Annotated in this window: 22 protein-coding genes; 17 read left to right on the forward strand and 5 right to left on the reverse strand. The window is 42.1% G+C overall.

From position 1 onward, the window contains the following. Positions 1-111 precede the first annotated feature (111 nt). The 6 genes from MJZ26_09495 (at position 112) to MJZ26_09520 (ending at position 6485) form a co-directional block, all read left to right on the forward strand. A complete protein-coding gene (locus MJZ26_09495) occupies positions 112-882 on the forward strand; it encodes a hypothetical protein (GenBank protein MCQ2106013.1) in 771 nt (256 codons plus the stop codon). A gap of 255 nt (positions 883-1137) precedes the next feature. Continuing rightward, on the forward strand, positions 1138-3213 hold the full coding sequence (locus MJZ26_09500; GenBank protein MCQ2106014.1) for a site-specific DNA-methyltransferase: 2076 nt from the start codon (positions 1138-1140) through the stop codon (positions 3211-3213). A 4-nt stretch (positions 3214-3217) separates the two neighbouring features. Beyond that, positions 3218-3772 (forward strand): hypothetical protein, encoded by a 555-nt coding sequence (locus MJZ26_09505; protein ID MCQ2106015.1) that lies wholly within the window; start codon positions 3218-3220, stop codon positions 3770-3772. A gap of 3 nt (positions 3773-3775) precedes the next feature. Continuing rightward, the gene (locus MJZ26_09510; protein MCQ2106016.1) at positions 3776-4477 is read left to right on the forward strand and encodes a hypothetical protein; all 702 of its coding nucleotides are present in this window, start codon (positions 3776-3778) and stop codon (positions 4475-4477) included. Between the two features lies 1 nt (position 4478). After that, positions 4479-5279, forward strand: a complete 801-nt coding sequence (locus MJZ26_09515) for a hypothetical protein (GenBank protein ID MCQ2106017.1) — start codon at positions 4479-4481, stop codon at positions 5277-5279. A 3-nt stretch (positions 5280-5282) separates the two neighbouring features. Beyond that, positions 5283-6485 carry a HEPN domain-containing protein gene (locus MJZ26_09520; GenBank protein ID MCQ2106018.1) on the forward strand — a complete coding sequence of 401 codons (1203 nt, stop codon included), beginning with the start codon at positions 5283-5285 and terminating at the stop codon, positions 6483-6485. Positions 6486-6570: 85 nt separating this feature from the next. Here MJZ26_09520 and MJZ26_09525 read toward each other — a convergent pair whose 3' ends face one another. Continuing rightward, positions 6571-7131, reverse strand: coding sequence for a helix-turn-helix domain-containing protein (locus MJZ26_09525; GenBank protein ID MCQ2106019.1), 561 nt, complete (start codon positions 7129-7131; stop codon positions 6571-6573). Positions 7132-7173: 42 nt separating this feature from the next. After that, positions 7174-7539, reverse strand: a complete 366-nt coding sequence (locus MJZ26_09530) for a hypothetical protein (GenBank protein ID MCQ2106020.1) — start codon at positions 7537-7539, stop codon at positions 7174-7176. Between the two features lie 194 nt (positions 7540-7733). Here MJZ26_09530 and MJZ26_09535 point away from each other — a divergent pair, with 194 nt between their 5' ends. From MJZ26_09535 to MJZ26_09550, 4 genes are all read left to right on the forward strand, one after another. Continuing rightward, entirely contained in the window at positions 7734-10781 is a 3048-nt protein-coding gene (locus MJZ26_09535; GenBank protein MCQ2106021.1) for a DEAD/DEAH box helicase family protein, read from the forward strand. A 137-nt stretch (positions 10782-10918) separates the two neighbouring features. Then, entirely contained in the window at positions 10919-12973 is a 2055-nt protein-coding gene (locus MJZ26_09540) for a RecQ family ATP-dependent DNA helicase (protein MCQ2106022.1), read from the forward strand. A 1-nt stretch (position 12974) separates the two neighbouring features. Next, positions 12975-13922 carry a DNA-processing protein DprA gene (locus tag MJZ26_09545; protein MCQ2106023.1) on the forward strand — a complete coding sequence of 316 codons (948 nt, stop codon included), beginning with the start codon at positions 12975-12977 and terminating at the stop codon, positions 13920-13922. Positions 13923-14026: 104 nt separating this feature from the next. After that, a complete protein-coding gene (locus tag MJZ26_09550; protein MCQ2106024.1) occupies positions 14027-18877 on the forward strand; it encodes a RecQ family ATP-dependent DNA helicase in 4851 nt (1616 codons plus the stop codon). Positions 18878-19019: 142 nt separating this feature from the next. Here the strand turns inward: MJZ26_09550 and MJZ26_09555 are convergent, their stop codons facing one another. Next, positions 19020-19307 carry a hypothetical protein gene (locus MJZ26_09555; protein MCQ2106025.1) on the reverse strand — a complete coding sequence of 96 codons (288 nt, stop codon included), beginning with the start codon at positions 19305-19307 and terminating at the stop codon, positions 19020-19022. Positions 19308-19500: 193 nt separating this feature from the next. On the opposite strand from MJZ26_09555, the gene MJZ26_09560 reads away from it, so the two are divergent. Together MJZ26_09560 and MJZ26_09565 are read left to right on the forward strand one after the other, a co-directional pair. Next, positions 19501-19959 (forward strand): DUF3990 domain-containing protein, encoded by a 459-nt coding sequence (locus MJZ26_09560; protein MCQ2106026.1) that lies wholly within the window; start codon positions 19501-19503, stop codon positions 19957-19959. After that, entirely contained in the window at positions 19952-20392 is a 441-nt protein-coding gene (locus tag MJZ26_09565) for a hypothetical protein (protein MCQ2106027.1), read from the forward strand. The genes MJZ26_09560 and MJZ26_09565 overlap by 8 nt, the downstream gene beginning before the upstream one ends. Positions 20393-20435: 43 nt before the next feature. Here the strand turns inward: MJZ26_09565 and MJZ26_09570 are convergent, their stop codons facing one another. Beyond that, positions 20436-20693: a cytoplasmic protein gene (locus MJZ26_09570; GenBank protein ID MCQ2106028.1), complete on the reverse strand. Its 258-nt coding sequence runs from the start codon at positions 20691-20693 to the stop codon at positions 20436-20438. 784 nt (positions 20694-21477) lie between these two features. Here MJZ26_09570 and MJZ26_09575 point away from each other — a divergent pair. The 5 genes from MJZ26_09575 (at position 21478) to MJZ26_09595 (ending at position 24686) form a co-directional block, all read left to right on the forward strand. Then, positions 21478-21765 (forward strand): DUF1016 domain-containing protein, encoded by a 288-nt coding sequence (locus MJZ26_09575; protein MCQ2106029.1) that lies wholly within the window; start codon positions 21478-21480, stop codon positions 21763-21765. Positions 21766-22150: 385 nt separating this feature from the next. Beyond that, positions 22151-22591, forward strand: a complete 441-nt coding sequence (locus tag MJZ26_09580) for a hypothetical protein (GenBank protein MCQ2106030.1) — start codon at positions 22151-22153, stop codon at positions 22589-22591. 163 nt (positions 22592-22754) lie between these two features. Beyond that, positions 22755-23051 carry a hypothetical protein gene (locus MJZ26_09585; protein ID MCQ2106031.1) on the forward strand — a complete coding sequence of 99 codons (297 nt, stop codon included), beginning with the start codon at positions 22755-22757 and terminating at the stop codon, positions 23049-23051. 236 nt (positions 23052-23287) lie between these two features. Continuing rightward, positions 23288-24427: a tRNA guanosine(34) transglycosylase Tgt gene (gene tgt / locus MJZ26_09590; GenBank protein MCQ2106032.1), complete on the forward strand. Its 1140-nt coding sequence runs from the start codon at positions 23288-23290 to the stop codon at positions 24425-24427. Between the two features lie 91 nt (positions 24428-24518). Beyond that, the gene (locus tag MJZ26_09595; protein MCQ2106033.1) at positions 24519-24686 is read left to right on the forward strand and encodes a hypothetical protein; all 168 of its coding nucleotides are present in this window, start codon (positions 24519-24521) and stop codon (positions 24684-24686) included. A gap of 72 nt (positions 24687-24758) precedes the next feature. Here the strand turns inward: MJZ26_09595 and MJZ26_09600 are convergent, their stop codons facing one another. Next, positions 24759-26759: a glycoside hydrolase family 43 protein gene (locus tag MJZ26_09600; GenBank protein ID MCQ2106034.1), complete on the reverse strand. Its 2001-nt coding sequence runs from the start codon at positions 26757-26759 to the stop codon at positions 24759-24761. Between the last annotated feature and the right edge of the window lie 144 nt (positions 26760-26903).

The raw sequence follows: 26903 nt of genomic DNA on the forward strand, positions 1-26903 counted from the left end.
AAGTCAACAAAAAAGGGTGGCGAAGCCACCCACACATGTTGATGAAGAGCCATTTTTTTTAGTGCAGACCTTATTGGCAGCACAAGAAAAAAGCAAAATGCACAGGGAGGCTTGTGCATAAGTTCCTGGGTTTCTAATGCTGTTTTGTTCTACACTTCATTTGAAGATGAATTTGTTGGTGATGGCGTACAATTGTGGAAATACAATGGCGATGAGATTCTTTTTTACGCAAAAATCACCAGCTGGAGCGAAGCTCTTAAGCATGTAAAAAAATTCAGAGATGTTATTGAAAAGAATAATAATTCTTCTGAAAACAAGTATCCTGTAAAGGGCACTATTTGGACAGCGGGCTTTCCGATAAGAAATTTTATTTTGCGCCAACCAGTTGTGAAAAATAGCCTGATTGATTTTATTGGCCCTGATATAGATTTAGGATTTCGCATTGCATCTCTTGCAAATCGAGAAAGAATTGCAATTTCACCAGAACTTGCTTTAGGGTTGCTAAATGAAACAAGCAATAGCAGAGATATAGATTGGCATTTTTACGGACGAAAGGACTTGAAAGGCATTGTTGAGGATGGAGGTATTCCTGTTGTTTTCATATCGTCGACAAAAGATGCTGAAACACTCTTGGATAAAGAAGAAGATCTACTTGGCAAAGAGATAAAGCCTCCGGTATTGAAAGATTTTTTGAATGCTTTTTTTTTGCAATCCCAAATATGGAAAAAAAGGGAATTTTTCTTAAATGCCGAAGAAATGAAGCAAAACCCAAATTATGCAGAAGCGTATAGCAAAGCTTGTGCAACGATAGACAATATTTGGCTTGATGATTCTGTAGGCGAGTCGGCTGGTGAACACGAAATAGTGATAGAGCTGAAGTAATTTTTACCCTTATTTGAACATTGATTTGCAGCGATTTGTTGCAAATCTTTTTATTATTGGAATAAGGGCACCTCTAAAAATTGCTTTGGTTAAGAAAATTTGAGTGAGACCGAGCGATGGCAGGAATGAAAAGTGGCGAATACTGGTGGTATTTGCCACTTTGAACGACGAACCAGCGCGAAGAGTCGCAACCAAATTTTTGAAAATTGAATTTTTAGAGGTGACCATAAAGGATATTTTACAAACGGACGCCTCATGGAAAAGATGAAGTTTGAAACTCCTGATATGACTCAGATGAACATTGAAAAGATTGCGGCTTTGTTCCCGAATTGCATTACCGAAAAGAAGGATGATAGCGGCAAGATTACGAAAGCTGTGAACTTTGACGCCTTGAAGCAGATTCTGGGTGATTCCATTGCCGATGGGGATGAATCCTACGAGTTCACCTGGGTGGGGAAGCGCGACGCCATGGTGGAGGCCGCCAAGCCCATACGCAAGACTTTGCGCCCCTGCGTCGAGGAGTCCGTCAACTTCGATACCACCGAGAACCTCTACATTGAAGGCGACAATCTCGAAGCTCTGAAACTGCTCCAGGAAGGTTATCTTGGCAAGGTCAAGATGATTTACATCGACCCGCCCTACAATACCGGAAACGACTTCATCTACAAGGATGATTTCCGCATGGATTCCAAGAAGTACGACGAGGAAAGCGGAGCCGTTGACGACGAAGGAAATCGCATGGTGCAAAATTCCGACAGCAATGGCCGATTCCATTCTGACTGGTGTTCCATGATTTATAGCCGTCTTCTCCTTGCCAGGAATTTGCTGACCGATGATGGCGTGATTTTCATTAGTATTGATGATAATGAACAGGCTAATTTGAAGAAAATTTGTGATGAAGTTTTTGGTTCAGATTGCTTTGTTGGGGATGTTGCTTGGCAGAGAACATATTCCACAAGAAACGATTCAAAAGGTCTTGTTCGTGAAATTGAACATATTGTGTCGTATAGCCGACAGCGTGAATGGATGCCATATGCTTTACCAAGAACTGCAGAAATGAATGCAATGTACAAAAATCCTGATAATGATGTGAATCCATGGACTAGTGATAATCCATTTGCTCCTGGAGCAGCGACACATCAAGGTATGGTGTATGCTATTCAACATCCTTTTACTGGAGAAATGATATATCCAAGTGCTAATGCATGTTGGCGTTATCAGCAAGATGAAATGCTGAAAATTATGCAAGGCTGGGGAAAGTACGTTTTAAAAAACTTGGATGACGAAGAACTAAGGGCTGCTGTATGTGGAATATCTGCGAATGACATCCGCAAAAATGTTATGGGAATTGTTTTAGAAGATTCTTTAGAAAATGCTAAAAAATTTGCTCAAAGTGTTTATGATCGAGGTCAATGGCCGAAATTTTACTTTACAAAAAATGGATTTGGTGGAATTCGTCGAAAAACATATTTAGATGCTGTTGGAGGAAAACTTCCTACAAATTTTTGGCCTTTTTCTGAAACGGGCCACACCGATGAAGCAAAAAAGGAAATTCTTTCTTTATTTGATGGCAAGGCTCCATTTGACACTCCCAAACCCACTCGTTTGCTAGACAGAATGTTAACGATAGCCTCAGAAAAAGATTCTTTGATTCTAGACTTTTTCTCTGGTTCGGCAACAACAGCTCATGCTATTTTTAAGAAAAATTTAGAGGATGGCGGAAATCGCAGGTTTATCTTAGTGCAAGTTCCTGAAGAAACGAAATCTCCAGCATACAAGAACATCTGCGAAATCGGCAAGGAACGCATCCGGCGTGCCGGAGCAAAAATCCTTGCCGAAAAACAAGCCGAACAGCAAAAGTCCTCAGAAAAGAACGACCTCTTTGACGCTCAAAATGTTTCTGACAACAATGCCAAAACTCTGGACATCGGCTTCCGTGTCCTAAAAATAGACGACTCCAACATGAAGGATGTCTATTATTCCGCAGGCGAAGTCTCCCAGCAGAACCTCCTCGATCAAATCAGCAACATCAAGGAAGATCGCACCGATATGGACCTTCTCTTCGGTTGCCTCGTCGATTGGGGCGTCTCCCTGTCGCTCCCCATCAAAACAGAAACCATCGAAGGCGTCACCATCCACAATGTCAACGACGGCGACCTCATCGCAAGTTTCTCCGAAAACATCCCAGAAACCGTCATCCGCCAAATCGCCGCCAAGAAACCCCTCCGCGTCGTCTTCCGCGACTCCTCCTTCCGCGACGCCCCCTCCAAAATCAACGTCACCGAAATCTTCAAAACCCTCAGCCCCAACACAACCGTCAAGGTGATTTAGAATTATGAAAAACTGTGAATATGACATAGATTCTCAGTTAGAGCGAACTGTTGATTGGCTTAAATATGCTGAGGCAAAAAATGGCATTTTGGTTACTCTTTTAAGTGCTTTGCTTGTTGCTTTTTTTCAACAAGATGTACTTCCTGTTTGGTCATTTTATGGAAAACTAGTCAGTATTTCCTTATTATGCGGAATAATGCTGTTGCTTTATTCTTTTTTCCCGGTTTTGAATCTTTTTCCCAAAATTAAGTGGATTAAAAGGCTTAAACGAGCTTATTACAAAAAAATGAGAAGAAATGGAAAGAAAAAAGAGCCTTTGAAAATACAACTAAAAAATCAAAATCTGCATTATTATGGGTGCATCGCACAAATGTCTACAGAACATTTTATTCACGCGGTGAGATTAAGTTATGGCGAGCGCGATAATAAAAAATACTTTATAGACGTTTGCCAACAAATAAAGATAAATAGCGATATTGCTCTGCGTAAATTTAAGTTGTTTCAAAAAGCTGGATATCTTTGTATTTTAACATTTGTTTTTCTCGTTTTGACAGCGTAATATATGGAAGTAAAAAATAGAATTGAGTATGATTTTGAAGCGAGTCTGCAAAGAATTGATGAAATTTTAGCGTCATCTGATCAAAATTATGTTGAATTAGATTATATCCCTGCTAGAAGTTTTTTTACTTATGAAAACGGGGTAAATACAAAAGCTATTGCTCTGTTTATAGATATAATAGGTTCATCGAAACTAACGCAATCACATACACGTCCTGTAATCTCCAAAATATATAGAACATTTATCTCTGAATGCACAGCTATCTTAAACTCGGAAAAAATCTGCGAAGAGATTAATATCCACGGAGATTGTGTATGGGGAGTATTTGATGCTGATAAAGATGAAAATTATGGAATTGTGTTTCATGTTGCTGCAAGATTAAATTCGTTAATTGGATGTATTAACGAAAGTTTGGCTGAATTTGGCTATAAGAACATCAGGGCTGGTATAGGTGTTGCGGACGGGAGAGTTTTAATAGTTAAGGCCGGTTACTCAGGAAGCTCTCTAAATGATTTAATCTGGATGGGAGATGCCATTAATCAAGCTAGTCATTTAGCAAATGCGGCTGGTAGAAATGGGGTCGATCCTATTTTGATGACAGAAGGTATTTTTTCTAAAGTTTCTAATATAAGACAAAATTTATTGAGCCGCACAAATACACCTGGAATATATTGTGGTGATTTTATTGCCACGGAAATGGAGTGATATGTCTTTTTCTGAATTACAAGTTGAAAAAGGTGTGATAGACATTATCGATGAAGAATTGAAAATTTCGAGACAAGCTATATCTTTCACACAACGGAATTCTATACCAGATACGACAAAAATTCCTATTGAGAATCCGACAAACTGGTTGAAGATTCCTGATGTTGTGTGTGTCTTTATTGATATGATTGGGTCCACAAAATTAAGCGCTCTTGTTGATAATACAAAAATGGCTAAGGCTTATAGATTGTTTACTGGGACACTCATTAAAATATTTGATTACTTTGGTTCTCCCTATATAGATGTGAAGGGCGATGGCGTTTTTGCACTTTTTGATTCGGATAAAGTGTATACCGCTCTCGTTGCTGCAATTACAGCAAAAACGATTGTAGAAGAATCTTTGTCGGGACGTATAAAAGATATTTCTGGAATTGAAATTGGAGCTCACATTGGTATTGATCAGGATACAATTTTAGTCCGCAAGCTGGGCTTAAAAAGATATGAAGGTAGAACTGATCGTCAAAATGAAGTTTGGGCAGGCAAAACCGTGAACATGGCTGCAAAACTAGCATCTTTATCGAAAGGTAAAGAATTGTGGGTGAGTTATCGTTTCAGGAAAAATTTAAAAGACGAAAAAGCAACAATGTCTTGTTCTTGTCATGAGAAGATTCAGTTGTGGGAGGAAAAAGACGTTTCTAATGATGATCGTTTTGATTTTGATTCTGCTTATATGACCAAAGCCATATGGTGCAGCAAACATGGTTCAGAATATGCGAAATATTTGAAGCAACTTGATGGTTAGTTAATGGTGTACGCCGAATTAGACAAAGACTTGATTGATCTTGCGATAAATCATATTTCGCTTGATATTGAAAACGCGGAGTCCAAATGGGATGTTTCTTATTGTCATGGAACTTATTATCTTTTTGTAAATAACGGTCAGGAAAAATTATATCAAATTTCTCAAAAATACTCTACAAAAGAAATCTTGCCAGAGCAAATGAAAAATATGTTCTTGCCTGCGATTATTTCTTTGAAATGTGATGAATCAAAACAAAATGAAATTTTGTCTGTTTTGCACGATAAAATTAAAGAGTCTGTAAAAAACAATACCATTGTTTTGCCTGTTACAGGAATTGTTGTTGATGCTTCGTTTAAAATAGGGCGTTTTACTCTCTATCCAAAAATGGAGTACATTCAAGAAAAGAAAAATGTTCTGAATAAATTTGATTGCGATTGTATAGAAAAAGATTTTCCAGCGACATTGGCCGTTGCTGAATTACAGAGCCATCCTAACTCTGCCAATGAAATTGGTATTGGCATATTGAAGTCTGAGCTAAATCGATTAAAAGCTTTCATTCCATATTTAAGAGATTCTACGAAACATTGGATTCATCCCCTAAAAACAGACGTTTTGTTGTTGGAACAATACGTTGTGTTTGGTGATTATGGGGGCGTTTCAGGAATGTCTCATGTAGCCAACACACAGCCTCTTTATTTGGAAGCAAAAAACGATAAACCAACTTCCATATCTTTTCGAGAATTTTTGAATGGAAGAATGAACTTTTCTTCAATTATTGACGGCAAAACCGATTTCTGGCAGGCTTTAAATATCGGTTATGAATGGCTCGGTAAAGAATACGATGAAGAAAAACTGGAAAATAAACTGATATATTCGATTTTTGCATTAGAGTGTTTACTATCTAACGTATCCAATTTTTCTTCCATCTCTGCAGCAATCGCAGAAAAATGTGCATTTTTGGTTGGTGAAACTGTTGATGATAGGATAAAGATTTTTAACCAAGCAAAAGATTTGTATAATTTGCGTTCGGCCTTGGTTCACGGTTATTCTAAAAATCCCGTGACAGAAGAAAAAGTATGGCAGGCATATTGGTTGGCAATGGAAGTATATCGGAGAGTGACAAAAATGCTTGTAGCAGGTGACATAACCAATCAAAAAGATTTTGAAAAATATATTTTGAATAAAAAGTTTGAAATGGATAATTGATTATAGAACCATTAGACAGAAATGATTGCTTGATTTATATTTAAATGATAAAGTCTACTGAATAATAATTCAGTAGACTTCCTTTTTAAGCAGTAACCAATTCTTTTTTCTTGTGAGAAACAATTGAATCATCAAGAATAATCTGCGGTTCCTGTTGAGGATGAATCTTGTTTAATTTAGAAGCGCTGCTTTCAATCAATGCCGAAGCAAGATTCAACATATTATGCGTTGCTTCCAATTCGAATTTCGCAATACTCTGAAGAATTGCTTCGTCATCAACTGCGTAATTCTGCAATTCCTTTGTCAAGGCAAAAAGCTGATTGTATGTGTTCTTGATTTTTTGAACAATGTTCTGGGGTTTTGAAATTGTGAGCGTTGTATCATAACCCAGAGCATTGACAAACTTGTTGAAATCTCCAAATTTGATTTGATCGTTGCTTGCAACTTCAAGTTTAGAAATGAACGATTGCGATACTCCCATCTTTTTCGCCATTTCGGCCTGCGACAAATCAGCCTTTGCTCGCAAGATTGTAAGATTTTGACTTACGCTATGATTATTGATATTGTCTGTGACTTTTTTGGCAATGTCTTTATCAATTCCCATTTCATTCATCAAATCCGATATACTTATCAATTTCTTATCCATTTGTCGGTCTCCTTGATGTGTGGGGCTTATTTTGTGATTGCTTTATAGCGACTGAATGTACTTGTGCCCTATCTTTATATCGTTTTGTTGGCTACTTTTATCCCCGATGGCCACTAGATGGATTTTGTGAGTCTTTTCATCTGGGTAAATGTAGAGCCGGAGTTGAAATCCTCCTTTAGGAGGTCTCTGGTCAATTGCAAGCAGTCCGTTCTTCTCATTGTGAATATAGGGGAGCGTCCTTTTGGCTTGTTCTAAAGAAATTCCTGCGTTTAAGGCTTTTTTATAACCTTCTAGGTTTGTAAGAACATTCTGGAATTCTTGCGTGTGTTTCTGACTGATGCTCTTTGCGTTGGATTTTGAGTAGCACGATGCTGTCTCATAATCCCAGGGTGTATTTGACTGCGGCATTATAACTCCTATTTAATCATAAGATAGTCCTTTATTCGTTGTTTTATTCCGTTTTGGAATAAATTTCGTCGTTTGACTATCTAAATATAGTAAATTTATTCCGTTTTGGAATATAATTTCTTTTTTAATTGTAAAATATGGATGATTAGGGTTGATGTGGTTGCATATTTATCGCGAAAAACTACTTTTGTGCTATGAAAATCCAGTTTAAGCACCAGCAGTTTCAGGCAGATGCCGCCAAGGCAGTTTGTGATGTGTTCCTTGGTCAGCCTTACTTGGAGTCTAGCTATTTGTTGGATTCTGGAACGATGAAACTGTTCGGTGGGGATGTCTCCGCTCACAACAAGGTCATGGGCTTTTGTAACCAGCCTCTTGTTCCGCAGATGACCGATGAACTGGTGCTCAAGAATTTACAGGCGGTGCAGGCAGGGAATCTCCTTCAAACCGATGAAAAGCTGGATGGCCGTTTCAATTTGACCATTGAGATGGAAACGGGTACCGGTAAGACCTACACTTACATCAAGACCATGTATGAACTGAACAAGGCTTATGGCTGGAGCAAGTTCATTGTGGTGGTGCCGAGTATTGCAATCCGTGAAGGCGTGTATAAGTCTTTCCAGATTGTTCAGGAACATTTTGCCGAAGAATACGGTAAGTCCATTCGATTCTTTATCTACAATTCCCAAAATCTTACCGAGATTGATCATTTTGCAAGCGATAGCCATATCAATGTGATGATCATTAACGCTCAGGCTTTTAATGCAACAGGGAAGGATGCCCGCCGCATCTACATGAAGCTTGATGAATTCCGTAGCCGTAGGCCCATTGATATTATTTCTAGCACGAATCCGATTCTCATCATTGATGAACCTCAAAGTGTCGAAGGAAAAAAGACCAAGGATCGCCTGCTAGAATTCAAGCCTTTAATGACGCTTCGTTATTCAGCAACCCATCGCAAGGACGCCATTTATAACATGGTGTATCGCCTTGATGCCATGGATGCCTATAACAAACGCCTGGTCAAGAAAATCAGCGTTAAAGGCATTACTGCCACAGGTTCTACCGCTACGGAAGGCTATCTGTACCTAGAAAAAGTCCAGGTGTTCACCGACAAGAATCCTGTTGCAACATTGGAGTTTGATTACAAGGGCAAGAATGGCTTGCTGAAGAAAACAGCAAATGTAACCAAGAACTTTAATCTTTACGAGCAGTCTGGTGAACTGGAGGAATATAAGGACAACTATGTCGTTACTGAGGTCGATGGCCGCGACAACTCCATCACATTTGCCAATGGGAAAAAACTTCTTGCCGGCGAATATGTGGGTGTAGTAAATGAAGACCAGCTTCGCAGAATCCAGATTCGCGAAACCATCATTTCTCACTTTGAACGCGAACGAGCTTTATTCAGTAAAGGCATTAAGGTCCTGTCGCTGTTCTTCATAGATGAAGTCAAGAAGTATCGTGATTATGATGCTGCTGACGAGCAGGGCGTTTACGCCAAAATGTTCGAAGAGGAATATGATTCTGTTCGCAAGTCTCTGCAGCAGGATTTGTTGGAAAGTCCTGATTACCTCGAATTTCTTGACAAGACTGTAGCTCGCAAGGCTCACGCTGGTTATTTCTCTATTGACAAGAGCAAGAAAGGCGCCGGTCGCTTTAAGGATTGTGAGCTCAAGAAAGGTTCCTCAGAATCTGACGATGTTGATGCCTACGACCTTATTATGAAAGATAAGGAGCGTCTTCTTTCTCGTGAAGAACCTGTGCGTTTTATCTTCAGCCATTCAGCACTTAAGGAAGGTTGGGATAATCAGAATGTTTTCCAGATTTGCACACTCAAGAGTAGTGGTTCTGAAGTTCGCAAGCGCCAGGAAGTTGGCCGCGGCCTTCGCCTTTGTGTAAATCAGAATGGCGAGCGTATGGATGCCGCAGTTCTCGGTGCAGATGTTCATTCCGTGAATGTGCTTACGGTAATTGCAAACGAAAGCTACGAAGATTTCGCCAAAGCCCTGCAGACTGAAATGGCCGAAAACATTGGTACTCGTCCTGTCAAGGTGACTATCGACTTGTTCAAGGGCCGTAAGCTGGAAACAGAATCTGGCGTAAAGATTGCCGTTTCTGATGATTTGGCACAAAATATATACGATGCTCTTCTTGAATGTGGCTATGTGAAAAAGGGTATGCTTACTGAGGCATATCGTGTTGATAAAGCCGCTGGTACACTTCATTTAAGCGAAGAGGTTGCTCAATATACGGCTGGCATTTGTTCCTTGCTAGATACACTTTATGATCCGGATGCCGTCAAGCCTGATGATGCACGAAAGAATAACGTCGAACTACACTTGAATAAAAGTAAATTCGGCTCCAAGGAATTCAAGGATCTTTGGAATCGCATAAATGCAAAGTCTGCCTATGTGGTGAATTTCGACACAGATGAATTGATTCTCAAGTCAATTAATGCTTTGAATGAAAAGCTGCGTGTCACGAAGATTTTCTTCAAGATTGACCAGGGTTCGTTAAAGGAAATCAAGTCCAAGGAACAGTTGGAAAACGGTAATGCCTTTAAGCTGGAATCTACAGAAAATAAGGCTGCCGTCGTTACCGCAAATTCTAATGTTAAGTATGATTTGATTGGTAAAATTGTAGAAGGAACGCAACTGACCCGTAAGGTGGTCGTTGACATTCTTCGCGGCATTCACAAACCGATTTTTGATCAGTTCCAGGAAAACCCGGAAGAATTCATCATCAAGGCGAGCCGTCTAATAAATGAGCAAAAGGCAACAGTTATTGTAGAACATATAACCTACAATAAGCTTGAATCCCGCTACGAAACCAACATCTTTACCGACAACACCATGAAGGGTAAGCTGGGTATGAATGCCTGCGAAACTCACCAGCATTTGTACGATCATCTGATTTACGATTCTACAAACGAACGAGATTTTGCACAGAAGCTCGAAGCAAGCAAGGATGTGTCTTTGTACATCAAGTTGCCGAAGGGATTCTTCATCAACACTCCTGTTGGAAACTACAATCCTGACTGGGCCATTGCCTTCCATGAAGGTTCTGTAAAGCACGTTTATTTCGTCGCCGAAACGAAGGGCTCCATGAGTACCTTGGAACTTCGCGAAATAGAATCCGCAAAAATCAAATGTGCTCGCAAGCACTTCGCCGCAATTTCAAGTGAATCTGTAACGTATGACGTTGTGGATTCCTATGAAAAATTGCTGGATTTGGTGAAATAGGGGAGAGTACTTTCAAATAATTTGGGATTGTCATCCTTTGTCACTTTGTTGTATATATTTTATCGTTGATTTGATTTTTTTGATATAAATCTTGAATGTCGGCTGGATAATACGTCAAGATTGCAAAAGGGGACAAAATGGATAGTGTTTATCAGAAAGCTCACGCTGCTTTGGAAAGTTTTCTTGGTCCTGGGAAAAATTTTAGAGATGGCCAATATGAGGCCATTAAGGCTACTCTTACCAATAAAAGGACGCTCGTTGTGCAGCGTACTGGTTGGGGTAAGAGTATGGTGTACTTTATCTGCACCAAGATTTTGAGGGATGAACAAAAGGGGCTGACTCTTATTATTAGCCCTTTGCTGAGTTTGATGAAGAACCAGATTGAAGCAGCGGCTAGGGCAGGCTTGAAGTGTGAAACTTTGAACAGTTCTAAAACGATTGAAGAGAAAACTCAGATTTTAGAATTGATGGAAAAGGGTGAAATAGACCTTGTTTTGACAACGCCAGAAACTCTATTTACTGAAAAAGTTCAAGATGCTTTAAAAAAGATCAAGATAGGTTTATTTGTCGTTGATGAAGCACACTGTATTTCTGATTGGGGACATGATTTTCGTTTGGAGTATTGCCGAATTAACAAGGTTATCAGCGGTATGCTGAAAAATATTCCTGTTCTTGCAACAACGGCAACTGCGAACGACCGGGTTGTAGAAGATCTTAAACAACAACTGGGCGGAGATGTTTTTGTTTCTAGAGGCCCGTTGATGCGCAAGAATCTCTCGATTCAGGTTCTTAATTTGAGGTACAAGGCTATGCGATATGCATGGCTTATAGATAATATCAACAAAATTCCAGGATCGGGTATTATCTATTGCCTTACACAAAATGACTGTGAGCATCTTACAGAATTCCTGAATGAAAATAATATAAACGCAAGGGCTTATCACAGCGGATTAGATGAAGTTGTAAATCAAGAGACTGAACAGTTGTTCATGAAAAATGAAATCAAGGTTATTGTTGCTACGATAAAGCTGGGGATGGGGTACGACAAACCTGATATTTCATTTGTAATTCATTATCAAATGCCATCTAACGTGGTTGCCTATTATCAACAAATTGGTCGTGCAGGGCGAAATGTTGACCGTGCATATACTTTTTTGATGTATGGTGCAGAAGATCTTGATATTCAAAATTATTTCATAGAAACAGCATTTCCTTCAAAATCTGAAGCTGATAGTGTGTATTCTCTTGTCGCAGAAAATGAAGGAATAAAGTTGTATGATATAATGTATCATCTAAATTATTCAATGGGGCGTGTTGAAAAAACATTAAAATTCCTTGAAAATGAGGAATTTGTATACAAAGAAAAGGGTAAATACTATGCTTCTGCTCATAACTTTGTGTATAACGAAGCTCATTATAGCGACGTAAAGAATGTTCGTTATAGAGAGCAATCACAGATGCTTGATTTTATCAAAACGAACGAATGCTATAGCAAATATATTGTCAATTGTTTAGACGATATAACCACTGAAAATTGTGGGATTTGTAAAAATTGTATTGGACATGAGGAATTTTCTTCTGTTATTTCAAAAGAATCCTTGGGCAGAGCGGTAGCATTCTTAGAAAAAATTCTGTTGCCGATTGAACCTAGGGTGCAGTGGGCCAAAACGGATTTGTCTAGTCGCACAAAAATAGATATGCCAAATGAAGTGGGTGTTTGCCTATCGATTTATGGGGAACAGGGCTATGGAGTTATGGTAAAGAATGGAAAGTATGAAACAAAAAAGTTTTCCGAAGAACTTGTTGAAAAAAGCGCAAAAGTTTTGCAAAATCTTGTATCCGAAAATGGAATATCTCAGCTTGCCTACGTTCCCTCCCTGCGAAGCGATGTTGTGAAGGATTTTGCGTTACGATTAGCTTCTAAATTGGGGATTTCCTGCATAGATGTGATTCAAAAAAATGTTGCAAAAATGCAAAAAGAGATGGAGAACAGTTCTTTTCAATGTGGTAATGCTCGAAAATCATTCAGTTTACGAGAAGGAACATCTCTTTCAGGTTCTATATTGTTAGTTGATGATGTTGTAGATTCTAAATGGACTTTGACTGTATGTGGATACTTGTTAAGAACAGCTGGTGCTGAACATGTCTATCCATATGCGTTAGCTTGCAGTTCTAAAAAGAGGGCGGATTAAAATGAATGAAAATTCTTCTGTAATTGTATCTTTGTGTAGCCATCTTTGCGCGGATTCCTGCAAACCGTTTACTCCCTATGAGTGGACGAAGTTTGCAAAAATGCTTATGGAAAAATCTCTACAGCCTAAGGATGTCATTAATTTTTCGACTGAAGATTTTAAACATAAACTGTTGTATACTGACGAAGAAATTCAACGGGTCCGTTCTTTATTTGATCGAAGTGGAAGCTTGATATTTGAATTAGAAAAATTTTCCTCTATGGGGATTAAGGTTGTAACGCGGGCTGATTCTGAATATCCCAAAGTATTGAAGAGTAAGTTAAAGGAAAACTGTCCGCCTTTGTTTTACTATGCTGGAGATTTGAACTTAACAAATCGAAAATATGCTGGTTTTGTAGGCTCAAGAACTATAGATGATAATGATACCGATTTTACAAAGTGCACTGTCTCAACGATTGTAAAAAATGGATTCGGCGTGGTTTCTGGCGGAGCAAAAGGAGTTGACTCAACAGCGTCTTTAGCGGCACTTGCCGAGGGCTGCTTCTGCATAGAATATTTGGCGGATTCTTTAGCGCGGAAAATAAAAAAGCGTGATGTCGTTTCCCAAGTACAAAAGGGAAATTTGCTTCTCATTTCTATTGCAAAGCCGGATGCTGGTTTTAATGCTGGTTTTGCAATGCAACGTAATAAATTTATCTATGCCCAATCAAAGGGAACCATTGTTGTGAAATCTGATTATGACAAAGGCGGTACTTGGAGCGGGGCAACTGAAGCTTTGCGAAATGGATATTGCCCAGTTTTTTGTCGAAACAACCAGAAGAGTCTTGGCAATAAAAAACTGATTGAACTTGGGGCTATCGCAATTGATGAAAATTGGGATGGAAATTTGGATGAAAATGAGGTTCGAAAAGTTAGTCCTCAAGAAGAACAACTATCCCTGTTTGGCTGATTACGTTATCCGAGTATTCAGAGTTAGTGTTATTTAGGGCTTTTCTTTGTTGAAAAGGTCGTTGACAATCTCGCCGCTTTGTAAAAAAGAGTTATTTTAACAGTGTGAGTGTTGTTTTCTTAGATATTGAAGTTTCTACATCCAGCGGGAAAATCGCCGATTTGGGCGCCGTTGATTCTCAAGACCAGACGATTCATACGCCTAGTCAGGGTGATTTCCTGAATTTCGTGAAGGATGCAGAATACGTCGGTGGTCATAATGTCTTGAATCACGACCTTCAGTATCTAAAACACCTGGATTTAGACAAAAAGAAGGTTATTGACACTCTTTATCTTTCGCCGCTGATGTTCCCCATGCGGCCCAGCCATAAGCTGCTGAAAGATGAAAAAATCCTTAGTGATACCTTGAATAATCCCTTGCTGGATGCACAGAAGTCCAGGGACTTGTTCCATGACGAGATTAATGCTTTCAATGCCTTGGATGATGATCTAAGGGATATCTATTTCAATCTTTTGAAGGGCTCAAGGGAATTCAAGGATTTTTTTGAATATGTGGGCCTAAAAGAAGAAAGCAAGGGCTTCTTTAACAATCTTCTTTCTGCCAGATCCAGCACTAGGAACCTTGTTAAGCAAATTCAGAGCCGTTTTGCAGGCTTGATTTGTGAAAACGCTTCTATAGAGTCCTTTGTTACAGAACACCCCATAGAGCTGGCCTATGCTTTGTCGGTAATAAACCTGCAGGATAAGCGTTCTATTACGCCAGCTTGGGTGCTGCGTAACTATCCATACACAGAGAACATTCTTTTCTTATTGCGAAATAATCCGTGTCATGAGCCTACGTGCCCCTATTGTAGTGGAAAACTGGATGTCCGTAAGAAGCTGAAAGAAATCTTTGGGTACGATAATTTTAGAACTTACGATGGGGAACCTTTACAGGAACAGGCTGCGGCGGCTGCGGTCAACAATGATTCCTTGCTGGCTATTTTCCCCACGGGTGGCGGCAAGTCCATTACTTTCCAGCTGCCGGCTTTGATGGCGGGGGAGAACTATAAAGGCTTAACAGTCGTTATTTCACCCTTGCAGTCCTTGATGAAGGACCAGGTTGACAACCTTGCTTCCAAGGGGATTGCCGATGCCGTAACTATCAATGGTCTTTTGGATCCTATTGAACGTGCAGAGGCCATTAAACGTGTGGAATCGGGTATGGCATCTATGCTGTACATTTCGCCGGAATCCCTCCGTTCCCGTACCATCGAAAAACTTTTACTTTCTAGGCAGATTGCCCGTTTTGTAATTGACGAAGCCCACTGTTTTTCTAGCTGGGGCCATGATTTCCGTGTAGATTATCTCTATATCGGCGATTTCATCAAGAAACTCCAGGAACAAAAATCCAGTCTAAGAAGAATTCCTGTTTCTTGCTTTACAGCAACTGCAAAGCAGAAAGTGGTTCAGGATATTTGCGATTACTTTAAAAAGAAGCTGGATCTTGATTTAAAGATTTTTGCCACAAAGGCAACCCGCGCAAATCTGACTTACCATGTAATCTATCAGGAAGACGAAGACCAGAAATACAAGACTTTAAGGTCTTTGATAGAAACAAAGAATTGCCCGACCATTGTCTATGTTTCAAGAACCAAGAATACTCTGGAACTGGCAGAAAAGCTAAGTATGGATGGTTTTGTTGCATTGCCTTTTAACGGAAAGATGGAAAGCCGTGAAAAGGTGGAAAACCAGGAAGCATTCATTAGTGGCAAGGTCCAGATTATCGTGGCCACATCCGCTTTTGGCATGGGTGTCGATAAATCCGATGTGCAACTTGTAGTGCATTTTGAAATTTCTGATTCTCTGGAAAACTACGTTCAGGAAGCCGGTCGTGCAGGGCGTGACCAGAGCTTGCAGGCAGAATGTTATGTTCTTTTTAATGAAAGTGACTTGGACAAGCATTTCTTGCTACTGAACCAGACGAAGCTTAGCATGAGCGAGATTCAGCAGGTTTGGAAGGCAATCAAGTCTCTTACAAAGAACCGAACTGTGCTTAAGCGCTCTCCTCTGGAGATTGCAAGAGAGGCTGGCTTCGATGATCCTAATGGTGATGTAGAAACTCGCGTAAAAACCGCAATTCTCGCCTTGGAAGAGGCTGGCTACATTGAACGTAAGCAGAATTGCCCTCAGGTTTACGCCACTGGCATTCAAGTTTCAAATATGGATGAAGCTCGTAGTAAGATTACAGCTTCCAATATGTTTGATGAAAAACAGAAAGAGAATGCCATTAGAATTATAAGTCTTCTGATTTCTCAGCGAAATACTTTTAAATCCAAAGGTGACGAGGCTGAATCCCGCATTGATTATATAGCCGATATCCTAGGTATGGAATGCAGTGCTGTTCAGGAAACAGTTCAGCTCCTGCGCGCAGAGAACGTGCTTGCAGATTCCAAGGATATGACCGCCTACATCAAGAAGGGTGATGGCGAAAACAAGTCCAAGTTGGTTGTAAAGCGTTTTGAAGCTCTTGAGAACTTTATTATTTCAAAACTAAAAACAGGGAAGACTGTTTTCAACCTCAAGGAATTGAACGAGGAAGCCGCTGCGGCTGGTATCAAAAAGGCCAACGTTAAGGATATAAAGACCATTCTTTATTTCTGGATGATCAATGGCCTTATCGAAAAGAACTACTGCTCTGATATTTGCACAAAGATTGAACCGAAGGTCTCCCTTGAAAATTTGGTAGAAGACTTTAATCATCGTGTTCAGTTGGCTCATTTTGTTATTGACCAGCTTTATCAGGCTAATTACGATGCCAAGACAAATTCTCGTGAAGAAGCTCTGATCCAATTCTCTGAAAAAGAATTGCTGACAGCGTATGAAAATCAGATTTCGTTATTTGACAAGACTCCGGTTTCATATAAGGATCTCGAAAAATCCCTCCTGTATCTTTCCAAGATTAATTCTTTGCAGTTGGAAGATGGCTTCCTTGTGCTGTATAACGCACTTGAAATTCATAGAATTGAAAAGAGCAATTTGATCAAGTATAAAGTTGACGACTATGAAAAGTTGAACAACTTCTACCAAATGAAAATGCAGCAAATCCATATTGTTGGTGAATATGCCAACATGATGGTACGCGATAGCAAACAGGCTCAGGTTTTTGTAAGTGATTATTTCGCTCTCGATTACAAGATGTTCTTGAACAAGTATTTCAAGGGCAATCGCATGGATGAAATCAATCACAATATCACTCCAGAAAAGTACCACGAAATTGTAGATTCCCTTTCTGAACGTCAGAAGCAGATTATTGAAGATAAGAATAGCCAATACATTATGGTGGCAGCAGGCCCGGGAAGTGGAAAGACTAGAGTCCTCGTGCATAAGCTGGCCTCCTTGATGCTGTTGGAAGACGTGAAGCACGAACAGTTGCTGATGCTCACATTCTCTCGTAGTGCAGCCATTGACTTTAAGGAAAAACTCCATAAGCTGATCGGTAGTGCAGCCTCCTTCTTGACTGCAAAAACATTCCATTCCTACGCATTTGATTTGCTAGGAACTATGGGTGACCTAGATAAAGCAGGTTCCGCTGTTGAAATGGCTGTGGAAAAAATCAAGGAAGGGGAAATTGAGCATAGCAAGATCACCAAGAAGGTCTTGGTAATTGATGAAGCCCAAGATATGGATGAACATCAGTTCGCCCTGGTTCAGGCCCTCATTGAAGAAAATGAGGATATGCGTGTTATTGCCGTAGGCGATGATGACCAGAATATTTTCGAAGGGGTCCATCAGAAGGCCGGTTCGAAGTCTGTAGATTTAAATCGCTTTATGGATCTTTATAAGGCGAAGAAGTACGAACTGGTGGAAAATTACCGCAGCATTAAAAAGGTTGTAGACTTTAGTAACGCCTTCGTTCAGGATATTCCCAATCGCTTAAAGGTGAATCCCATTAGAGCTGTAAATGATGGGGAAGGTGCCGTCAGGGTTCGAAAGTTTAATTCGCCTCACATGGAATACGCCATTGTTGAACACTTGAAAAAGTACTCCAACTATGGAACAGTTTGTGTTTTAACGCAGACCAATGATGATGCTTTGAAAATGATGGCCCTTTTGAATCACGAAAAAATCAGGGCGAAGTTGATTCAGGACAGTGACGGGTTCTCGCTCCATGATCTTGTTGAATTCAGAAGCTTTATGAAATGGCTCTCCAGTAATGAAGATCCTGTCATTAGTACAGAAGAATGGGATTCTGCAATGGGTAAGCTACAACAGTACTATCAAAAGAGCGCGTTGTTGCCTATTTGCATAAAGGCGCTTAAGGTTTATCAGAAGCATAACGATCGCCTTTATCGAAATGATTTGAAGCTTTTCTTGATGGAATCGAGGGTGTCAGACTTTGAACGCGGTGAAAAGAATGAAGTTGTAGTTTCTACGATTCATAAGGCAAAAGGTCGTGAATTTGACAGAGTCTACATGCTGATTAAGGATCAAAGGGCTAGCTCGGAACAAGGCCGCCGTGTATTGTATGTGGGTTTTACTCGTGCGAAGAAGCAACTGTATGTTTTCCACTGCTGCCCCTTCTTGGATAAGTATGCTCCCGTTATAGAGGAACATGCGAGGTATTCGGAACCTGCAGAAATCATTTGCCAGTTTGGCCATAAAGATATGTTCTTGAGCTATTCTTATGGAGAGACTGTTGACGAAGGTGGAGGACTGAAAAAACGAATCTTCAAATTACATAGCGGTGATATATTGAAGTATTCCCATGGTGGACTGTATGACTTCAGCGATTCCAAGAATCCGGTAGCCGTATTGTCTAAAAAGGCTAAGGAAAAGATTTCTCATCTTAAGGACTTGGGATATTCTGTGAAAAATGTACGAATCCGTTATGTAGTGGCCTGGCATGATAAGGAACGTGAAGAAGAAATTCCTATTATCTTGCCTGAAATTGAACTGGTGAAGAAGCATGGCTAAGTATATTCTTGTAGAAGCAAGTGGAAACACTTCTTAAGAATCTTGATTCGCAAAAAAAACTTACCATTTCCGAAATGGGAAAAATCAGCTACAAACTCTAAATAAAGTCATACAACCATTTTCCCGGCGTGGGGAATATGGTTTATTCTCGATCCCACAGTTTCTCTTCTTTGTAAACGATATTCTCGTCTGCGGCAATGCCTATGCAACCAAGATTTACCATCTTGGCGATAACGCATGCAATGGTGCGAGGGTCCTGAAAACAACGTCCAAACTTTTCGTCTATGTAGTCGCGCAGTTTCCTTACGTTTCCTGGGCGCTGGTCGCAATCTTTTAGACTCAGCCTGACCGCATCTACTCCCGCGCCAAATTCCTCGCCGCAGAATCCCGGATAGAATCCACTCTTTATGTATTTCTCGATTTCCTGCATATAGCCTCGCTTTTTGATGCAAATATATCCTTATGGAATGACAAATGCTGTCAAGTGCCTCAGATGTCGCCCGCAAGGCGGCAAATATTTTTCCAATTTTGTCACAAAAGTGTCAAAAATAAATGGTACTTTTCTCTACAAACAAGGAGAAAGCCTTTTCAATTGACCGTCTTTAATTTCTTATATTGTCACTATGCTCATCTATCACGCTAGTAAAGAAATTGTAGAAGTACCCGAGATTCGCAAGACTCGGTTCACCAAGGACTTTTCCTGGGGATTTTATTGTACCAACAACTTTGCACAGGCTGTTCGGTGGGCAAACCGTGGAGATGGGGAACCCCGGGTCAATCATTTCGAGTACACGCCAGATCAGTCGCTGAAAATTCTCACATTCGAGAAAATGACTGATGAATGGTTGGATTTCATTGCAGCATGCCGTAGCGGGAAGGCTCATGATTTCGATATTGTGGAAGGCCCCATGGCAGACGATACGGTCTGGAATTTCGTAAATGACTTCTTGGCAGGGACCATCAACAGAAAGCAGTTCTGGGTCTTGGCGGAATTCAAGCATCCGACCCATCAGATCAGCTTCCATACAGAGGCGGCTTTGCAGTGCTTAAAATTTGTCAAGTGCGAGGTCGTTCATGACTGAATCTCGGAAAGATGATCTCTTTTATGTATGTTCCCTGATTGAGTATGTCGCTCGCGTAACAAAGAATAAGCGCGGGGTGATTGCAAACAAGCTGGGTGAGGCTGGCTTTGCGAAGGAACTGAAAGACGCAGGTGTCAACCACAGCCTTAGCTTTGAGCAAGTGGGCGAGGAAGTTGTCGAACGTTACGGCATACCTGCAGGCACCTTTGAAACTATAGAAAACTGCAAATACTCCGTTCCTTCCTATACCGACATCGGACGCCTTTACAGCATCATGGTCCAGGATTGTGCACGTCCGGGCGAAGAGATTAAAACTGCCATCCAAATTTTTTCTTCGGTCATTAGCGACTACATCTCCAATTTCAATTCCGACTGCTATTACCAAAATCCCAGCTACCTGGAAGAATCCTTCAGGGCCGGTAAACTGCTTTAAGTGAAGTTCATACAACCATTTTGTTGACGTCAACAAAATGGTCTTAAAAATACTTCCGGTTCATCGCTTCAAGTAATTCCACGTTAAGAGTATTGTCTAAGTCAGGAATTACGCTGTCAATGGAACAATAGGGGCAAAGCGCAGTGTCTTCGCCATCATCAGTCCATTCAGTGATTTCAGACGGGGTGAACGATCGTTTGCAATAGAAACATCCACATTGAGTTGCTGAGGACAAAACGCCCCTGTTCCTAAAGCTGAGCTTATGAAGTTCATCAAAATTCATGTAAAGTAATATAGTCATTTTTGCATCTTTTAAGTGGATTATTTTTGACAATCAAAGTACTTGAAATTTCTCTTGCATTTGCATATATTTCTTTCTGAAATTCATCACTCCTTGCGACAGTCGACATAGACTTGCAAAAGTCCGTACGTGCATTCGCGGCAAGGTTCATTAACCATCTGGTTGATGTTGTTGGATAGCTGGCAGGAGACGCTGCCTGCTCGAGAGCGTAAGTTCGCCACAAGGTGGAATTGCGCCAAGTAATGCCGGGGAAGGCCCCCGCCAACAACAAAACTAGAACATCTTCATAATCAAAAGTATGCTATCGATCATCTTCCCGGCGTGGGGAAAATGATGTTCTTTGCCGTTGTGGTTTTGCAGAATCACGACATAGGAGATTATTATGGTAAAAAAGGTTGTTGGCGTGAGCCGCGCTGTTTTTCCAAAATGTGAAACACTGTCTCACAAATTGACTTGGAGTCATTAGCGAGGAGGGCAAGATGGATAAGGTCAGTCCGATTTACAATAACATTGTTCAGCAGATCAAGTCTGCTATTCTTGAGAGTCAGCTGGAGTCCGCCCGAGCAGTCAATCAACAAATGCTTTCTCTGTATAGCATTAAGAAAATGCGTCAATTTTACGAGAAATGGGAAGAGTTTTTAAATCGCTCGCCAATGGCGGGCGAATTGGAAAAGGCTGAATTTGACATAAAAACGCCAATTATACCCATTCACGCTCTAATAAACTTAAATCGTTCGCCAATGGCGGAAGTCCGAAAACGCTCCATACGCAAAAGGCCATTTCGATGTTCAAGGACGAGTACCTCCTGGATTTTATCAATGTGGAGGAATTGGGGGAGCGCAACCCGCAGGATATTGACGAACGCGTGGTTGAAAAAGCCATTGTCCAGAATGTCAAGAATTTCATTTTGACCTTCGGCAAGGATTTTACGTATGTGGGCCATCAGGTTCATATCGAAAAATTTGAACACGACATGTGGGTGGACCTGCTCTTTTTCAATCGCGAATTGCGCAGCCTTGTCGTTGTCGAACTTAAGACGGGCTACCCAAACGGATTTGCTACGTTTGCTTAAAAATAGTGGCGGTGTAAAAGCTAAAAATGGCGGTGTAAATTTGTTGCGGTTGGCGGTGTAAATGTTTCGGAAGCAATTCTTGCAGAAATCAAGAAAAATCCCGGAATGAACGCCCCTGCGATTGCTGCGAAACTCACTCTGGCCTTGCGAACGACTCAGCGTTATCTAAAGACCTTGACTGACGACAAGAAAATTGAATTTAGAGGAGCCCCGAAGAACGGCGGGTATTTTGTAAATCTCGAAAATTCAAACAATTGAGTTGGAGCCACTATACCGAAATCTTGAAGTCTTATGGAATGACAAATGCAGTCAAATGAATTTCCAATTTTGTCACTAAAGTGTCAAAAATAAATGGTACTTTTCTTTGCATAACAAGGAGAATGCCATGAAAAAGATTATTACCGCTTGCCTGTTACTGATAGCCTTTGCGAATGCAGGCAATCAGACTTTCAAGAATCTCCACAAATGCACCAAGTTGGCAGACCGTTTGATCTGCTCCCAGGGAGGCATGCATGCCGAAGGATTTGTCTATTTGTTTAAGGAAAAAAAGCTGTATAAGTACGAAGCATCCGTAGCAATGCTTGGTATTGATAGAACTTCTAGCAAATTATTTATCCGCAAGGCCGAATCCTATCGCCTTTCCCCAATAAACGAAGGTAGGCAGGATTGCGAATTTTTCCAGGTCTCTGACATTGAAGAATTTTATTGCGATAGGTTTGAAACCAAGCACTATTTTAAAGACAAGTACGGTTTCGGCAGAGAAGAAATTCTAAAGGACAAAACCTACGAATACTGCGATGAAATGTTCAACAAGTTGTTGCCTTAAGTTACTTTGTAAAATTTTCGCAAGTACCTTGCCAAGAACGGTACTTTAGCTACATTACATCCCGACGCACTACTCTATCGAATGGAGTGGTGCGTCTTTGTTTTATACGGCATTCCCGTATTTGCCAAGACGCCCCTAACAAGAACAAATCACAGGAGGCTGTATGGCTAAAAAAGAAATCTCAACTTATTCTCAGCAAACTTTTGAAAGCATCAAGCATGTAGACGAAAACGGTGTCGAATTCTGGTATGCAAGGGAACTGCAGACAGCGTTGGAATACACACAATGGCGTCGTTTCGAAGATGCTGTTGATAGAGCAAAAGTGGCGTGTGAAGCTAGTGGAATTGAAGTTACAGACCATTTTGCCGACGTTGGCAAAATGGTATCCCTTGGCTCCGGATCTGAACGTGAAATCAGCGATGTCAAACTTTCTCGCTATATGCGCTTTATTCAATTGTGAACGCAGTGCGTTCGCAATTGAATTGGACTAAGTATGATTGATTGTTGCCCAAAGTGACCGAAAACATATGCATGATGCTTTGGACAAGTTTATTGATAAGGCGTTAGTTATATGACCTCATGAAATGACTTTTGCGAATTATGAATAAGCTACATATTCTTTGAATTTTTATCATTTTGCCGGCGTTGGCAAAATGATAAATGTGGATGCTCTAACTTTTTCTATCTTTCAGCTTGATGAACGCAAATCCCTTTGAACTGAAGAAGACGTCCACCAAGTCCAAGGCCCGCCTTGGGGTGATTCACACGGCACACGGCGATGTGACTACGCCCATCTTTATGCCGGTGGGCACCAACGCCACAGTCAAGGGGATTACCAGCCGCGATATCAAGGAGCTGGAAGCGGAAATCATCCTGGCAAACACTTACCACCTTTACCTGCGTCCGGGCACGAAGACCGTGGCGGAGGCTGGCGGCGTCCAGAAGTTCATGGGCTTTAACGGCCCCATGCTTACGGACAGTGGCGGATTCCAGGTGTGGAGTCTCAAGCAGTTCCGCAAGATTACCGAAGAAGGTGTTCGCTTCAAGAGCCTGCTGGATGGTTCCAGGCACATGTTCACGCCGGCAAGCGTTATGCAGGCCCAGCGCGAAATCGGTGCGGATATCATCATGGCCTTTGACGAATGCACGCCGTACCCCAGCACTTTGGAAGAGGCCGACGAATCCTTACGCCTGACGCTGAAGTGGACCCGGGAGGCCAAGGAATGGCTGGAGGCAAACCCGCCTATTCACGGCTTCCCGCAGTTTTTCTTCGGGATAGTGCAGGGCGGCATGCACAAGGAACTGCGCCAGAAGTCCATCGAGGCACTTAAGGAAATCGGTCCCGACGGTTACGCCATGGGCGGCCTCTCGGTGGGGGAGCCTGTAGAAATCATGTACGAGATTGCGGACTTCTGCACAAACCTACTGCCCGAAGACCGCGCCCGTTACGTGATGGGGGTGGGTACGCCCTGGAACCTGCTGGAACTGATCCGCCGTGGGGTAGACATGTGCGACTGCATTCTGCCGGCGAAAAACGCCCAAGACGGCCTGGTCTATACAAGCCAGGGCGTTCTCCGCTACAAGAATCAGAAGTTCGCCCACGATTTCGACCACCCGCTGGACCCGGAATGCGACTGCTACTGCTGCCGCAATTACAGCCGCGGCTACATGCGTCACCTGCATAAAGCAAAAGAGCCCCTGGGATGGACTCTTTCTGTAATTCATAATCTGCGCTTTTACATCAAGCTTATGCAACAGGCCAAGGCCCACATTGCCGACGACACCTTCGAGGAATGGGCCGACGAAATGATTCCCAAGCTGCAGCAGAACCTTTAAAAGCAGCTGTTCTCGTCATAGCAAAACTTCCAAAGCCCCTTCAGGGGCTTTTTCATTTGACAAATAAAAATTCTTTAGTATCTTGAACAGTATGGCAATGAACCACCACCTATTTACCGGTCAATGCGAATCCGTGGGTGAAGCCCACGTCACGAACACTACAACGGCAAACGATGGCGTAAAATCCAAGAATCTGCCGACACACGCAGGAAAGTCTCCCGTCAGGAGGCACAACGTTCCTCGCGCCCCCAAGAAGTAGTCGTATTCGCTCATGACAAATAAAGCCCGCAGACCTTATCTGCGAGCTGTTTTGAAGTATTTAAAATCAAGATTACTGAACCTTGAACTTGGTGACTTTCACCAGGCCGTTATTCATGTATTCTCTTCGCAGGTAGACGCCTGCTTGCTCCGGCTTGCCCGACAGCAGAACGCCAGTCATGCTAAAGTACTGGACTCGCACCGGAACTGCAGCAAAATGAACATTGATCGGAATACCGCCAATCGCTTTGGGAATTGTGTCAAGTTGTGCCAAACAGTTACCCGGATCTTCAGGAGTATTTAAGCAAACAAGAGTATCTTGTTCAGGGAACTTTTGTACGCACTTGCCTGATTCATCCAGAACTTCGTCATCCTTGCAGACCACCGGTTCCACGTAGGGGTGTTCCGGATCGTTCACCACCACCTTGAATTTTTCGTAGGTCTTGCAGCCGGATTCGTTGGTGTATTCCACGGTGTAAATACCGCTGTTCTGCCATTGCAAATTCTTCAGGGTCACTTCGCGGGTGGTAGCGCCAAAGTCCGCCGGGCCGCTCCATTTCCAGATTTTTCCGTCCCAGGGGTGGGGGCCAAACAGCAGGTCGCTGCCGGGTTCCACCAGCAGATCCGTAGATTCGCTCCAGCCGCCTTCGCCCGCCTTAACGTAGGGAACAATCTTTGTGCCAGAGCAAGGGCCTACAACAGGCTCGCCGGAAGCCAGTACCTTCAACGTGTCGGGAATGGGAATCACCTTGGGCTCGAAATCCGCAGTGGGGAAGGCCTTCATGAGGCGAGCAGTTTCTTCGGCGGTAATGGGCAGCACGGTGCCGTGGCGAGGAGTAAACGCCCCCGCCATCTTGGTATCCTGCACAAAGGTAAAGTTGGTCAGGTCCGGGCTGCTGGTAAACTGGTAATGGCCATTCATGTAGCAGTCGTACATCAGAATCCAGGAATCCTGATTGATAAGCTTGAACACGCCTGCGCCTTCCACCGCTTCCTTGGTCTGCTGCAGGGTTCCGCTGGGCTTGCTCCACTGGGAACCTTCCTTGCCGGCGGGAGCCGTCAACTTTTTGGCGGTAGTCTTGCAGATGCCGCCTTCGCCTTCGTTCTTGAAGAAGGCGTGGTAAAGGCTGTCGTTTTCGTTATAGACGATGTCCATGTCGATGGTGGCAGAACCGCGGTCAAAGAAGTAGGTGGGCTTGCCAATCACATCGGTAAAGTCGTCGTTGGCGTACAGGTAGTACACCTTGTCGTAGGGAATGGTACCGTCGTTGGTCAGCAGCGAGAAATAGATCATCAGACGGCCCAAGGAGCCGTCGGCGTTTTCGTAATCCTTGTCCCAGATGGTTTCGGGAGCCCACACGCGGGTCACGTTGGCAAAGTTCGTTCCCTTGTACTTATCCGGGAAATGAACCGTGCTATGGGACCAGTTCACCAGATCCTTGGAGCGCATCAGCACCATGCCGCGGTTACTTGCCCAGCCCTCGGCGCTCTTCATGTCTGTATGGACCATGTAGAAATATCCGTCGGGCGCACGCAAAATGTGGGGGTCGCGAAGCCCCTTCTTAAGGCTCACGGAATCCGCAGCCAGCACGCGGTTACCGCCGTTCATGGCCGTAAAGTTGTAGCCGTCGTTACTGATGGCGTAGTAAATGTTCTCGTTGTTGTTTGCCGGGAAATAGATGAAAAGATAGTTGGAATAGGGCTCGTAACCATGAATGGAAACGTCGAACTTTTTCGTTTCAATCTGGGTGCCGTCGGTTACGTTGGCGGACAGCTGGACAGTCTTACTTTTGTCGATGAGGCGAGCAGCGATGGTTCCATCGTTCTTTAGGAAGGTGGTATCGCTGGAGGTCCAGTAAATGCGTACGTTTTCGCAACCAGAAATGCCTGCACCTGTGGTGGGCAAGGTCAAATCCTTATACAGGTTGTTCAAGTGTGCGTTTAGCGTCAACTTTGCGGCACAATCCGAAAGCCCGGCGGCAAAGGAAGCTCCTGCGCAAATTCCTACAGCCCCAATAACTGTGGAAGCCTTCAAAATACCCAATTTATTGAAAAATCCTATTCCCTTTTTCATATCCAATCCCTTTGGTATTGAATATACCATTTTCTTTTAGGCAGTAGGGGAGAAAGGATTTGCTAATAAAGGACAATTTGTCCATAAAGAGTAATAAAAAAGCCCCGGGGCATTAAACCTCGGGGAATTTTTTCTTACAGCTTG

The organism is Fibrobacter sp. (assembly GCA_024398965.1).
Taxonomy (GTDB): domain Bacteria; phylum Fibrobacterota; class Fibrobacteria; order Fibrobacterales; family Fibrobacteraceae; genus Fibrobacter.

Excerpts from the sequence above, each read along its gene's own strand:
- MJZ26_09500 (MCQ2106014.1), top strand. The coding sequence starts at position 1,138 with ATGGAAAAGATGAAGTTTGAAACTCCTGATATGACTCAGATGAACATT.
- MJZ26_09505 (MCQ2106015.1), top strand. The coding sequence starts at position 3,218 with ATGAAAAACTGTGAATATGACATAGATTCTCAGTTAGAGCGAACTGTT.
- MJZ26_09510 (MCQ2106016.1), top strand. The coding sequence starts at position 3,776 with ATGGAAGTAAAAAATAGAATTGAGTATGATTTTGAAGCGAGTCTGCAA.
- MJZ26_09515 (MCQ2106017.1), top strand. The coding sequence starts at position 4,479 with ATGTCTTTTTCTGAATTACAAGTTGAAAAAGGTGTGATAGACATTATC.
- MJZ26_09520 (MCQ2106018.1), top strand. The coding sequence starts at position 5,283 with ATGGTGTACGCCGAATTAGACAAAGACTTGATTGATCTTGCGATAAAT.
- MJZ26_09525 (MCQ2106019.1), bottom strand. The coding sequence starts at position 7,131 with ATGGATAAGAAATTGATAAGTATATCGGATTTGATGAATGAAATGGGA.
- MJZ26_09530 (MCQ2106020.1), bottom strand. The coding sequence starts at position 7,539 with ATGCCGCAGTCAAATACACCCTGGGATTATGAGACAGCATCGTGCTAC.
- MJZ26_09535 (MCQ2106021.1), top strand. The coding sequence starts at position 7,734 with ATGAAAATCCAGTTTAAGCACCAGCAGTTTCAGGCAGATGCCGCCAAG.
- MJZ26_09540 (MCQ2106022.1), top strand. The coding sequence starts at position 10,919 with ATGGATAGTGTTTATCAGAAAGCTCACGCTGCTTTGGAAAGTTTTCTT.
- MJZ26_09545 (MCQ2106023.1), top strand. The coding sequence starts at position 12,975 with ATGAATGAAAATTCTTCTGTAATTGTATCTTTGTGTAGCCATCTTTGC.
- MJZ26_09555 (MCQ2106025.1), bottom strand. The coding sequence starts at position 19,307 with ATGCAGGAAATCGAGAAATACATAAAGAGTGGATTCTATCCGGGATTC.
- MJZ26_09560 (MCQ2106026.1), top strand. The coding sequence starts at position 19,501 with ATGCTCATCTATCACGCTAGTAAAGAAATTGTAGAAGTACCCGAGATT.
- MJZ26_09565 (MCQ2106027.1), top strand. The coding sequence starts at position 19,952 with ATGACTGAATCTCGGAAAGATGATCTCTTTTATGTATGTTCCCTGATT.
- MJZ26_09570 (MCQ2106028.1), bottom strand. The coding sequence starts at position 20,693 with ATGACTATATTACTTTACATGAATTTTGATGAACTTCATAAGCTCAGC.
- MJZ26_09575 (MCQ2106029.1), top strand. The coding sequence starts at position 21,478 with ATGTTCAAGGACGAGTACCTCCTGGATTTTATCAATGTGGAGGAATTG.
- MJZ26_09580 (MCQ2106030.1), top strand. The coding sequence starts at position 22,151 with ATGAAAAAGATTATTACCGCTTGCCTGTTACTGATAGCCTTTGCGAAT.
- MJZ26_09585 (MCQ2106031.1), top strand. The coding sequence starts at position 22,755 with ATGGCTAAAAAAGAAATCTCAACTTATTCTCAGCAAACTTTTGAAAGC.
- tgt (MCQ2106032.1), top strand. The coding sequence starts at position 23,288 with ATGAACGCAAATCCCTTTGAACTGAAGAAGACGTCCACCAAGTCCAAG.
- MJZ26_09595 (MCQ2106033.1), top strand. The coding sequence starts at position 24,519 with ATGGCAATGAACCACCACCTATTTACCGGTCAATGCGAATCCGTGGGT.
- MJZ26_09600 (MCQ2106034.1), bottom strand. The coding sequence starts at position 26,759 with ATGAAAAAGGGAATAGGATTTTTCAATAAATTGGGTATTTTGAAGGCT.